This window comes from Proteus sp. G2669, assembly GCF_009915245.1.
Taxonomy (GTDB): domain Bacteria; phylum Pseudomonadota; class Gammaproteobacteria; order Enterobacterales; family Enterobacteriaceae; genus Proteus.
In genome coordinates this window covers 162361-176189 of record NZ_JAABLX010000026.1, presented here as the reverse complement: position 1 = coordinate 176189, position 13829 = coordinate 162361, and the positions used below count along the sequence as shown (strand labels likewise).

The following is a 13829-nucleotide window of genomic DNA, read 5'->3' as shown; positions in this document are numbered from 1 at the left end:
GTTAAACATAAGAATGAGCTCTTAAAAATACAAGGCACGGACTCTTTAAGAGGCGTGCCTTTTTACTTGATTGTAAAAACAAAAATTTAACTTATCTTTCTCATTTTTTTAATTATCTCAAGGAGTAAACGCTATGTTAGCCGTAGAATTGATTATCGTTCTGCTGGCCATTTTCCTCGGTGCGAGACTTGGGGGAATTGGTATCGGGTTTGCCGGTGGTTTAGGGGTTTTAGTTTTAGCTGCTATCGGTGTTAAACCTGGTTCAATCCCTTTTGATGTTATCTCCATCATTATGGCTGTTATTGCCGCAATCTCTGCGATGCAGGTTGCTGGTGGTTTGGATTACCTTGTTGGCCAAACTGAAAAACTGTTAAGACGTAATCCAAAATACATCACAATTCTTGCGCCAATTGTGACTTATTTCTTAACTCTATTTGCAGGTACAGGGAACATTTCTCTAGCAACACTGCCAGTTATCGCAGAAGTTGCAAAAGAACAAGGCATCAAACCTTGCCGTCCTTTATCAACAGGTGTTGTTGCAGCTCAAATCGGTATTACTGCATCTCCTATCTCTGCTGCAGTTGTGTACATGGCATCAGTCATGGAAAACCCAGCAATGGTCGGTGAAGGTAATACAGTAAGTTACATCACTCTACTGTCTATCTTATTACCAGCAACTTTCCTTGCTATCATTCTGATGTCATTCATCGTGTCTTGGGTATTTAACTCAAAACTATCTGATGATGCTGTCTATCGTGAACGTTTAGAACAAGGTCTGGTTGAGTTACGTGGTAGCCAAGAACGTAGAGAAACATTACCAGGTGCTAAATCATCTGTAATGCTGTTCTTACTGGGTGTTGTCTGTGTTGTTACTTATGCAATCATCAACAGCCCAAGCTTAGGTATTGTGAAAGAACCGTTAATGAACACCACTAACGCTATTCTTATCATCATGCTGAGTGTTGCAACGCTTATCACTGTTTTCTGTAAAGTTAAAACTGATACCATCCTCAACTCAAGTACTTTTAAAGCCGGTATGAGTGCATGTATCTGTATTCTGGGTGTTGCATGGTTAGGTGATACTTTCGTTTCAAGTAACATTGATTGGATCAAACTGACTGCGGGTGATTTAATCACTGGCCATCCTTGGTTATTAGCCGTTATCTTCTTCTTCTGTTCTGCACTGTTATATTCACAAGCAGCAACAGCAAAAGCATTAATGCCAATGGCTTTAGCACTAGGTGTATCTCCATTAACTGCAATTGCATCTTTCTCTGCGGTTTCTGGTCTGTTCATCCTGCCAACTTACCCAACACTGGTTGCGGCAGTTCAAATGGATGACACCGGTACAACCCGTATCGGTAAATTAGTCTTCAACCACCCATTCTTTATCCCTGGTACAATTGGTGTGGTATTAGCTGTCGGATTTGGTTTCCTCTTCGGCGGTATGATCCTGTAGTTTGAAGTAAAAAATTAAAACATTGCAAAAAAGCGCCTAGCGCTTACAAGAAATAAAAAAACAAGAAAATACCCCGTCGCAAGATGGGGTATTTTCATTTTACCCTGTCGCCTCTTGCTTTCATTTTTAGTTAAAGTCTGCTAATTATGATGTTTTCGCGACAACGTGATTTAAGGAGATTTCCGTGCAACGTGAAGCATTATTAGACCACGTACTTATCAAGCTAGAGCAATACGGCTTAGCCGCAACTTTACCAGAGCTTCTTCAAGATTCGGGTATCAATGAATCTCAACTTCACCCATTTTGGCCTGATAGAGATGCCTTAATTTTTGATTGTCTTCGCCATCATGGGCAGCAAATTGATATTTGGCAACGCCAAGTGATGTTAGATGAAGAACTGACTATCGAACAAAAGTTACTTGCCCGTTATGATCAACTGGTCATACGTTTAGAGAAAAACCGTTTTCCTGGTTGTTTATTTGTTGCAGCATGTAGCGCATACCCTGATGAGCACTCTCAAATTCACCAATTAAGCCAACGTCAAAAGCAAAGCTCATTTGATTACTCTAGAACGCTACTACGCGAGCTTGATATCGAAGACAGCGAGTTAGTTGCTAAACAGATGGAACTCATCTTAGAAGGCTGTTTAAGCCGTTTAATGGTGAATCATCATGCTGATGATATTATTACAGCAAAATTATTGGCTGAGGATATTCTTAAGATTGCTCAATGCCGTAAAAATGGTGCATTAAGTTAGTTTTGAGTGTTGGAAAACGAGAAAAATGATCTGTTTTTTTGCTTGTACCCAATTTCTCTCTGCTGAGTAGTAAAAATCAAATTTAATCATCAAAAAAAGAGAAAGTTTTCTCTTTGATCTGCAAAAAAGTGAATATCTTTACTGATTGTTATTTAAGCACTTTTTACTAAAAAATTGCTTATGATGAAAATTTAAACTCGAATAGAATAAAAAGAAAGCAAACAAACTTATTTTTGCATTTTTTATTAAAAAGACGTTGACGCATCACGCTGAATACGGTTTAATGCGCCTCGTTAGCCCGAATAGCTCAGTCGGTAGAGCAGGGGATTGAAAATCCCCGTGTCCTTGGTTCGATTCCGAGTTCGGGCACCATCTTTAGAAAAACCAGCCTTAGGGCTGGTTTTTTGCTTTCATAGACTAAACTAATTGTTATTCTTACTAAATATCGCTTCTCTTTTCTACCTACCTCATTCCTATCTATTAGAAAGTAGATCAAAATAAATACAACACTATTAGTAATATGCTAGTTCAGATATATTTGTATCATATGAGGATCAGGAAGATAGATTATGAAAAATGGAATTGAAGGCTTAATGTTAAAAAATGACATTTTTAATTACCATCGCTATCGTTCTTTTCTCTTCCACACCAATATTAAGATATAAATCTTTGTATTTATAAAAAACACAAAGGAAAATAATTAGCTACCATTATTATCTCTTAAATATCATAGGTCGAACACGTTGAGTGTTTATTAATCACCTCATTAAAAGAGTGAAATACGACTGACTCATCGATAACTAAAAGCATAATTGAAAACGATAGAGCAACTCCTACATAAACCAAACATCTAAGTATTTTCTTATATCCTAATAATTCAAATATTCCTTCATACTCTTTTCTTACAAAGCCTTTATAATTTGGAACATGATAAAAATAGAACTACCTCATCGGTATAACTTCAAGGATCAACAAAAATGGAATTTCCCAAAGACCGAATTTATCACTCCTTTATTTGCGTACTTGCCTTTATAGGTTATTTTTTCTCATCTTTTAGTCTATTACTGACTCCCTCTCCTGTTGCACTATTTCAATCACCTTATATCATCTCATTGATCAGTTTTTTTATTTATCTCCCCTACTGTCTAATTATTTGGTTTGCCTATCAAAAACATATTAAATTAATGCCGTTAGGTCGCCTTCAATGGAGTACACTAAAAGCCCCCTTTTTGGCCTTAGTGGGATTATATTTTATTAGTCTATTTTTAGGCTCTGAAGATGATTCATGGGTTACAGAAATTGAATCCATTACAGGTTTTGCCTTCTTCTTATTTGCACTCTCAGTTATTTTTATTGCTCCAATTACTGAAGAAGTCATTTTTAGAGGTTTTCTACTAAATGCGGGTATGTGGTATGGCAATATCGGAAAATGGATTGCCATTATTATCTCTTCACTTTTATTTGCCGCTATGCATACTCAATATGAGTCAATGACTACGTTTATCCTTATTTTTGTTGTGGGTGTTGTGTTTTGCCAAATCAGAATAGGAACTCGTTCATTAATCGCACCGATAGTACTGCATGGAATGCACAACACTATTAGTGTCATTTTTTTAATGTTATAGAGTTTTTATTTAATAAATTTCTATTTTTTATAACAAAACACTTATTCAGTTAATAAGAAATGATATGTAATAGATAAAAATATTTTTATTATTACTTTAGAGAATGATCTGATTTTATACGCAATAATACCGAATATTATTCATCATTATCTAAATAAGTTATATTAACTTCCATAAAAAATAAAATGAAAAAATAAATATAGAATGTGATTATAACTACATGCTTTTTCAGCGTATTAAAGTATGATAAGAGATATTAATATGACAAGGATATTACCTTCTTCTTAAATTAAGAGAACTCTTTATGAATTTGTTTTTCCAAAATAGCCTAGCTTTTCCTAGCATTATTTTTAGTGCATTACTTATTATTATCTCTTTTTATTGGCTTTGTGCTGCTTTTGGATTATTAGATATTGATTTATTTAATATTGATAGTGAATTGGATGTTGATGCAACAGGTTTCGCAGGTTGGTTAACAAAATTAGGATTAGCCGGTATCCCAGTTACGATTATTGTAACCTTTTTTACCCTTATTGCCTGGTTTATCAGTTACTTTACTAACTATTGGATTATCAGCGCTATTGAAACCAATTTTATTCATTATTTAGCTGGCTTTGTTGCTTTAATCATTATCTCTTTTATTTCTCTTAATCTTACTGCGGTATGTTTAAAACCTATTCGCAAAAAACTCATGTCGCGTAATAAGCCTAAATCAGTACACCAATTAATAGGTAAATTAGCCATAGTACGATCAGCGAATGTAGCGGAAAACAAAGGTGAAGCCGTTTTAGAGGATGGAGGTGCAGGTTTAATTTTACAAGTTAGAGCACCAGAACAAGAAAATATTAAACGAGGAGACAACGTTATTATTATTAGCTATGACGCGTCTACTCACAGTTATCAAGTCGTAACGGAAGATGAATTTCATCGCTGATATTCGCATTCGATGAAATGCAATTAAGTTAACAGACAAATACGATTAAAAAATGACGGCATCGTCTGAACCTATGGAGAAAAAAGTATGGATTTGGCTTTCGTTATGCCTTTCTTAACTATTGTTGGCTTCGCAATTCTAATTATTTTAGGGTTATTTGGATTATTTAAAGCTTTTTATATTAAAGTGCCACAGGGTACAGCCTTAATTGTCAACGACATGAGCTCACAACCTAAAGTCCATTTTACAGGTGCTTTAGTTTATCCTGTTATCTACAAAAAAGAGTTTATGCGTATTTCTCTTTTAACGTTAGAGGTTGATCGTCGTGGTAAAGATGGTTTGATTTGCCAAGATAACTTACGTGCTGATATTACCGTTGCATTTTATTTACGTGTAAATGAAACCACTGAAGACGTATTAAAAGTCGCAAAAGCCATTGGTGTTGATAGAGCATCAGATCACCAAGCAGTCAGTACCCTATTTAGTGCTAAATTCTCAGAAGCATTAAAAACAGTAGGTAAACAGTTTGAACTGTCTAAACTTTTTGAAGATAGACAAAATTTCCGTGATCGCATTGTTGATGTCATCGGTAAAGATCTTAATGGTTATGCATTAGAAGACGTTGCTATCGACTATTTAGAACAAACCCCGAAATCAGCACTTGATCCTAATAATATTTTTGACTCTGAAGGTATCCGTAAAATCACGGAAATTACCGCCATTCATAATATTGAAACCAACCAAAAAGAGCGCGACCAAGAACTTGCTATTCAAAAGAAAAACGTGGAAACCCGAGAAGCAAGTCTGGCCTTAGAACGCCAACAAGCCGATGCAGAAGCACGCCAAAAACGTGAAATCGATAATATTCGTGCTCGTGAAACATCTGAAACCTTGCGTGTACAAGAAGAAGAGCGCTTAAAAGCAGAACAAGCCCGTATTCAAACGCAGCAAGAAATTGAAATTCGTGAAGAAAACCGCATGCGTGAAGTGGAAGTTGCACAACAAAATCGTACTCGTGCAGTCACCATTGAACAAGAGCGAGTTAATCGTGCTCGTGAATTAGAAATTGTTGCTCGCGAACGCGAAGTTGAGTTGCAACGGATTGAGAAAGAAAAAGCGTTAGAAGAAGAACGTAAAAACATCTCAAATGTTATCCGCGAACGCGTGGTTGTAGAAAAAACGGTAGCACAAGAAGAAGAGCGCATTAAAGAAGTCCGTGAAATATCTGAAGCGGATCGTATGAAACAAGTCACAATCATTAATGCACAAGCTGAAGCAGAAGAATCATTAGTGCGCCAAGTGAAAAAAGCAGAAGCAGATGAAGCCAGTGCAAAGCATAAAGCGGAAGAAATCAGTACGATGGCAAAAGCAGAACTCGAAGCCTCTGTTAAACAAGCAGAAGCCAAGAAACGCTTAGCAGAAGGTATTGAAGCAGAGCATGCTGCATTAGGTCTTGCCGAAGCACGAGTGCGTCAAGCCACAGCCGAGGCTGAAGAGAAAGAAGGTCTTGTACTGGCAAACATCACTGCTGAAAAACTATTAGCTGAAGCACGAGGCATGAAAGAAAAAGGCTTAACGGAAGCGCAAGTGATGGAGGCAAAAGCACAAGCCCAGCAACAACAAGGTCTTGCTGAAGCCAAGATTTTAGAAGAAAAACTTACTGCACAAGCGCGTGGTGAAGAACAACAAGCCAATGCAAAAGAGAAATTAGGTCTTGCTGATGCGAAAATTCTTGAAGAGAAACTCGCAGCACAAGCGCGTGGTGAAGGCCAATTAGGATCAGCACAAGCTGAAGTTATTCGCCAACGCTTGAAAGCAGAAGCCGATGGTTTAACAGATAAATTCAAATCTATGGATCACCTTAGCGATACGGCTCGTTCACATGAAGAGTTCCGTATGCAACTTGAAAAACAATTTGAACAGGCTATGGCGTCTATCGAAGCCAACAAAGAAATTGCACGCGAACAAGCCGATGTATTGGCCGCTGCACTGAGCAAAACCAATATTGAAATTGTAGGCGGTGATGGCAGCTTCTTTAACACCTTCTCTAAAGCATTAAGCTTAGGTAAAGCGGTAGATGGTTTTATGGATAAAAGCAGTTTTGCCAAAGAGAACGTTGAAAAACTGATTAACCGTACTCAACAAGATAAAAAGCTCGATATCGCTTCTTTATTAAAAAATCCTGAAGTTCAAGATTTAATTAATGGATTTATGGCAACAAAAGGTGCCAGTCAGCTGATTAAAGATGTGACAACTAAATCAGACTCCTCTAAAGAAGAATAATGCTATTTAGGAGGCGAAAGGCATAGAGACATCTCTATGTCTTTTATCTTGTTTTTATCGTTTAAGCCAAGGAAATCCGTTATACCATGTCTGAAATTCTGGATACGAATCGCGAGCAGGAAATACTCGATAGCGCCGTTGCACAAGGTGGCGCGTATGAAATCTTACGCAAACGCCTCACTGAGCAAGGCCAACAACTTCATCAAAAAGCCACTGAGTTAAATCAACATCGCTTAGATGAATTTGGTCAAAGCCAAATGGATATTATTGGCCGTATCCGTATTCGTACTGAAAATAACTGCCAAGCCAGAGATATTGTTCGTGTTGGTGAATGGCTACTGTTTGGTTATAACGTTTTCCTTGGATTAAAACGTGAAATTCATCTTGAAGATGTCTTTTCACTTTATCGTTTAACTGAAAGCGAGGGAGAGTTTGACGTTGAGGCAGTCCCTTATGAAGAGACTTTTTTAAACGATAATCGTTTTATTCAGGATTTTACTGAGCTTTATACTTATTACAAAAATACGCAACTACTACAACTTGTTGAGCGTGATGGGAAACTGCTTGCCAGTTTTCAAATTGGTGCGCGAATTACTGATGTGCGTGTTTTCCGCTGGGCTATCTCAAGTGATAAAAAGCGTATCGACTATATTGATAATCGTGGTGAACGCGATATTGCCCTCCCTCCTGCTTACGATTTCGAATGGACAAAAACCCAACGTGAAGATACGGTTAATGGCCGTTTTCCCCATATCAATATTCTTGATACCGTTTTTGTCGAAACGACTGGTGGTGATCTAACCGTTAAATGTGAAAATAACACCGAAGATGGTTTAGGGATTTATCGTGAAGCCGTCTTAGATAAAAACCAATCTCTCGATGATGCACAAATTGAATATGCTCAAACAGGCAGTTTAATTCTGTTAAAAATCTTACCGTATCGCGAAGAAAACTGGCGTTATTTGGTCTACAACATTTTGACGCAAACTGTACAACGCATTGATGCAATTGGACAAGCTTGTGTTCAATTACCTGAAGATCACGGCATTATTTTCCCGGGTGGCTATTACCTGCAAAATGGCGAATATAAAACCTTTGATCAACCAATGGAAGGAATGTATTTCCGCCGTCTACGCCGTTCGCCTAATGGCGAAGATGTGTTATATGTTTTCTACTCTCCTTCACAAGGTCGCCTTGCGCTTTTCAATTACAATATGATTGAGCGTAAACTTGCTGTGCCGTTAGTTGGTCATGGCTATGCGATGCTTGAAGATGGGAAAATGGTGCTGTTTGAAGGTGAAGGCGAAGAAGCCACGCGTGTTCATCCAATGCAAGTTTGGCAAACTCCCTTCTATTCTGAAGAATTTGCCGATAAACAACCGCCTCGTAATGGTTTTTATGGCCGTATTGGTAATGCTGATTTAGTACGAGGTATTTCTGAAATTTTGCATGTTTCAAAAGAAATTGAAGGTGATCAAATCTCTATTGCTCGTTATGAGCAACTCAGCTTACAACCTAAAAACTTATTAGATCTCTATTATTGGTTTAATGATGAACACTGTTTAGGAATTGGTAAATTATTAAAAGATATCGCTCAAACCAGTGAATTAGTACTTGATGAATATGAAAAAGTGGAAAGTATTCGTCAACAATCTGCGAAATCAATGCTTGAAGCGGTTAATCGCCAAAAATCACTACTGGCCTTAACACTCCCCGATAGTTGGACTGATATTCAACAATTTGTTGATAGCTTGAATTTATTAAATGCCCATCGAGGGCATCTGATTTCATTGCGTGAATTCCGTTATATGGACTTAACCAAGCTTAGCGCCATGGAAACAGAAATTACCGAAACACAACAGCGTGTTTCACAAGCAACCGCACTTTTCCTTGCCAGTGATAAAGCATTACAACCATTCAAAGCTCAACTTGTTACCTTTGAAAACCTCATTGAAAAAGCCCAGAACAGCGCACAACTAGATGCACCAATGAATGACATGGAAAAAATGTCTGCTGATTTGGATATGCTTTCTAACTTAATGGCATCTTTAACGTTCCAAGACGTTACCCAACAAACGCATATTATTGATGCAATCTCACAAATCTATGCTCAGCTCAATCAATCTCGCGCTCGACTACAACAAAAACGCAAATCACAAAGTAGCGTCGAAAGCGTGGCACAATTTGGTGCTCAATTTCGCTTATTTAGCCAAGGGATCACCAATGCTTTATCCCTTGCAACCGATCCTGAACGTTGTGACGATCAGCTTTCGCGTCTTTTAGTTCAATTAGAAGAGCTAGAAAGTCAATTTAGCCATCATGATGAATTTCTTGATGATATTATGGCTAAACGTGAAGAGTTAGTAGAAACTTTTGAGTCACACAAACAAGTGTTGCTTGATGATCGCCAACGTCGCTCACAAAGCCTATTAACCGCAGCCAATCGCTTACTGGAAAATCTGCAACGTCGAACATCTCGATTACAGTCACAAGATGAGTTAAATGCCTTTTTCGCATCAGATCCTTTATCACTAAAAACACGAGAGATCATTGAAAAATTAAGAGAAATCAATGATAACGTCAAAGCTGATGATATTGATGCACGCTTAAAATCCTCTCGCGACCAGGCTATTCGTATTCTGCGGGATAAAACTGATATTTTTGAAGACGGTGGCAATGTTATTAAATTAGGGCCTCGCCATCGCTTTAGCGTTAATACGCAAGAACTTGATCTCACTATCTTACCTAAAGAAGATAAGCTTTGGTTATATCTGACAGGAACGGATTACCAAGAACCGATTGAAAATACAGAACTTGCTCAATTACAGCCTTATTGGAATGCCTCACTTGAATCTGAATCGGACACTGTTTATCGTGCAGAGTACCTTGCTTATTCCATTATTTATGCAGCGGCAAAACGTCAAGATGGTCTTGATTACGAAACGCTAAAAGAAGCACTCACTCTTCCAGAAAAGCTGGAAAAACTCGTGCGTGATTTTGCAACCCCACGTTATAAAGAAGGCTATGAAAAAGGGATCCACGATCACGATGCGATCGCCATATTGAAAAAGCTGATCCCTATTGGCGAAAGTGCTGATCTTCTACGCTACAACCCAACGGCACGCGCAATAGCTGCGCTCTTTTGGGAAACAAAACAAAATGAGCAATATCCCGCTTTATGGCCTGAACGCGCAAGAACCGCACTGAATATTCAGCAATTATTCCATACTGACGATGCGTTAACCGATCTGCAAGCAGAAATCGAAGCAGATATACGCCTCTTCCTTCATGATAATCCGATTGAGTGCGAACACTATGTACCGATGCAGGCCTCTGAATATTTAAGTTTTGCGTTGGCGAGAACACCTATTGAATTAGTTTATAGCAAATATGCTAAAGAGTTAGTGATTGCATTACAAAGTCGATTAGAAGAAGCCCATATGTGGATAGACTTTAATCGTTCACAACAGAATTTAGGTACGCGATACGCACAGCGTTGGGCGCTGATCCAAAATTGGCTACAAGGGTTATGCTCTCTGCCTGATTATGCCGAACTCTCACCTTATATTCCGGGTGCTATCGCTATCATTATATTAGATAAAGTCGCATCAGCTCGTTATAGTGAAGCTGATTTATACTTCACTGTAACGGGTTTATTAGGCTCTCACTCCACCATTGAAAACCAAGCATTATCACTCAGTTTAGATGACTATTTCAGCCGAATGCGCGGGCAAAGAAAGAACTTTATTCCTGCATTCCGACAGTATCTCACACTGCGTCAAAAAATAGTCAGCGATGAACGTGAACGCTTAAAACTGCATGAATTTAAAGCCAAACCATTAAGCTCTTTTGTCCGTAATAAGCTGATTAACGATGTCTATTTACCGATTATTGGCGACAATATGGCAAAACAAATTGGTGCGTTAGGCGAAGGTAAACGCACCGACTTAATGGGATTATTATTAATGATCTCCCCTCCGGGTTATGGCAAAACCACATTAATGGAATATGCAGCCGCACGTTTAGGTCTTATTTTTATGAAGATCAATGGCCCTGCATTAGGACATAACGTGCTATCACTCGATCCCGAACAAGCGCCCAACGCAACAGCGAGACAAGAGCTTGAAAAACTCAACTTAGCATTAGAAATGGGTAATAACGTTATGCTGTATGTGGATGATATTCAGCATACTCACCCTGAATTCTTACAAAAGTTCATTTCGCTCTGTGATGGAACAAGACGTATTGAAGGGGTATGGAAAGGAAAAACCAAAACCTATGATATGCGGGGTAAAAAATTCTGTGTCGTCATGGCAGGTAACCCTTACACCGAATCAGGTGAAGTCTTCCGTATTCCTGATATGTTGGCTAACCGAGCTGATATTTATAACTTAGGTGAAGTATTAGGTGGTATGGACGATGCTTTTGCCCTGAGTTATATCGAAAATAGCTTAACGTCGAATGCGGTATTGGCACCGCTTGCACTACGTGATCTTAACGATCTCTATATTTTAGTTGATAAGGCGATGGGGAAATCTGTCTCTACCAATACATTAAGTTATCCTTATTCTGATGCTGAAATTAATGAAATTGTAATGGTGCTTAAACACTTAATTACGCTACGCAATGTCATTTTAAAAGTAAATCAGCAATATATCGCCAGTGCGGCACAATCAGATAAATATCGCACAGAGCCAGCATTCCGTTTGCAAGGCAGCTACCGCAATATGAATAAATTAAGTGAAAAAGTCTCTGCGGTAATGAATGATGAAGAGATTGAACGCTTACTCGACGATCATTATCTTGGCGAAGCACAATTGCTGACAACTGGAGCCGAAGAAAATTTATTAAAACTCGCTGAATTACGTGGAAAACTAACTGAAAAAGACGCTATTCGTTGGCAACAAATCAAGAAAGACTTTATGCGCAATAAAGCATTGGGTGGTGATAATGCCGATATTGGCGACCGCGTAGTATCACAGTTAGCCAATTTAGTGGAAAGTGTGCAAGGTCTACGTTAAAGATAGAAAATATTCATTTTCAGCCCACTAATTTTAGTGGGCTAAATACTACATAAATAATGTTTATAAATCGAGAAACCTATTTCACGCTCACAATATTGATTTTTTCAAAACAAGTGAAAACGTGAACGTCATTAAGATTAAATATATTTACTGTTAATACTTAAATTTATAAAAAATTAATTTAATTTTATATAATTAATAATTATATGATTAACAATAAAAAAACAAAATTATTTAACAACCAATTCTATTATGTACATAAAATCCATATTAACTCACACTCTGAAAAGAATGAAATAAATAAGACATTAATAATAATCACTCTTAATCCATTTATGAGATCTCTCTCTAAAGATAGGAAATTAACTTAGGATTAATAGCATAGAAATGATAGCATCAAAAATGCTATAAATTAATTATATTATTTATATGGCTTTAATTTAAAAAATTAAAAATTTTTAAATATATTACCTTCAATTTATTAACAAAAAAGATAATAACTATCTTCGCTAATAATTATTTAAATGTACTATTTTAAGTTTAAAGTTATAAAAAATATTATTCTATTTCCGTCTAGTTTAAGTTGTTTTTTATACTAGATTGATGGCAACACAACAAAAATACTTTCAATAAAAGTGGGCGTACTATGAAAAGCATGTTTACGACTCGGGAACTCCCTGACGTAGATCGGTTTTCCGTATTCAGGGATACAATAAAAGACCGCTTTTTATCGTCTTATGAATGCAATGAAGTCGAATTGCCTCCTCATTCTCGATTTTATGCCAATATTGTCGAGCAGCAGGTGACAAATATGCGCTTTATTCAGTTAGAGTCTAATGGACACTGGGCAAGTAGCCGTCCTTTGAGCCATAAACTGAGCTTAGAAGAACATTTTCAAATTGAGATACAGCGTTCAGGAACCAGCCATCTAACTCAAGATGGAAGAACGGCATTTCTGCGACAAGGCGACTTTTGTATTTTTGATATGGCAAGACCCGTATCCTGGTCTTTTGATAACGACTACTCGTTATTTAAGATCCTTATCCCAAGGGAGAAACTAGCATCACGTTTAGGTAATACCCAAAATCTTACAGCAAGAGCAATACGCGGTAATAGCATTACCGGCTCTCTCGTTTATAGTTTTGTGATGCGTTATATTCCATTTTTGGATTCAATGCCACCACAACATGCACAACAACTTGCTGATATTTTATTGAATTTAATTACTTCAGCCTTTAGCGAATTTAGTATTGCGACACCACCGCAAAGCTTAGGAAGATCAACACTGTTTTATTTTGCTCAGCACTATCTTGAGCAACATCTTTCCGATCCCGATTTAAGTGTTAATGAATGTGCTAATGCGTGTGGGATCTCAGTCCGCTATTTACAGATGCTATTTAAAGAACAAAATACATCTGTACTTCGTTGGATCTACCAAAAGCGTCTTGAGAATTATAAAACAGCGTTAGTTAACCCGCTTTTAGCAGAGAAAAATATTACACAACTGGCTTATGAATGTGGGTTTAGTGATATTTCTAATTTAAGCCGAAAATTTAAATCTGAATTTTTTATGACACCTTCAGAGTATCGAAAAATACACTCGTTGAGATAAGTTATAAAACAAAATTATGGGTTATATAAGTATCATTACAAGCATTATGGTTCGTATATGAATCAATATGTACCCAGAATACTTATCCCCCTCTAGTTTAAATTTTGGAGGTTACACTAGAGGGGAAAAAGATCT

The 13829-nt window shown here is 37.4% G+C and carries 7 protein-coding genes and 1 tRNA gene; all 8 read left to right on the top strand.

Annotation, left to right across the window (positions count from 1 at the left end; genetic code table 11):
• The first annotated feature begins 133 nt into the window (after positions 1–133).
• Positions 134–1459, top strand: coding sequence for an anaerobic C4-dicarboxylate transporter (locus tag GWI68_RS08290; RefSeq protein ID WP_072069058.1), 1326 nt, complete (start codon positions 134–136; stop codon positions 1457–1459).
• Between the two features lie 184 nt (positions 1460–1643).
• The gene (locus tag GWI68_RS08285) at positions 1644–2216 is read left to right on the top strand and encodes a transcriptional regulator (protein WP_166539975.1); all 573 of its coding nucleotides are present in this window, start codon (positions 1644–1646) and stop codon (positions 2214–2216) included.
• A 296-nt stretch (positions 2217–2512) separates the two neighbouring features.
• Positions 2513–2588, top strand: a tRNA-Phe gene (locus GWI68_RS08280).
• A 605-nt stretch (positions 2589–3193) separates the two neighbouring features.
• Positions 3194–3841 (top strand): type II CAAX endopeptidase family protein, encoded by a 648-nt coding sequence (locus tag GWI68_RS08275; RefSeq protein WP_166539974.1) that lies wholly within the window; start codon positions 3194–3196, stop codon positions 3839–3841.
• Positions 3842–4145: 304 nt separating this feature from the next.
• The gene (locus GWI68_RS08270; RefSeq protein WP_166539973.1) at positions 4146–4775 is read left to right on the top strand and encodes an OB-fold-containig protein; all 630 of its coding nucleotides are present in this window, start codon (positions 4146–4148) and stop codon (positions 4773–4775) included.
• An 87-nt stretch (positions 4776–4862) separates the two neighbouring features.
• Positions 4863–7058 (top strand): flotillin family protein, encoded by a 2196-nt coding sequence (locus tag GWI68_RS08265; protein WP_166539972.1) that lies wholly within the window; start codon positions 4863–4865, stop codon positions 7056–7058.
• Between the two features lie 86 nt (positions 7059–7144).
• Positions 7145–12079 carry a DNA repair ATPase gene (locus tag GWI68_RS08260; RefSeq protein WP_166539971.1) on the top strand — a complete coding sequence of 1645 codons (4935 nt, stop codon included), beginning with the start codon at positions 7145–7147 and terminating at the stop codon, positions 12077–12079.
• A 649-nt stretch (positions 12080–12728) separates the two neighbouring features.
• On the top strand, positions 12729–13694 hold the full coding sequence (locus GWI68_RS08255; RefSeq protein WP_166539970.1) for a helix-turn-helix domain-containing protein: 966 nt from the start codon (positions 12729–12731) through the stop codon (positions 13692–13694).
• The last annotated feature ends 135 nt before the right edge of the window (positions 13695–13829 follow it).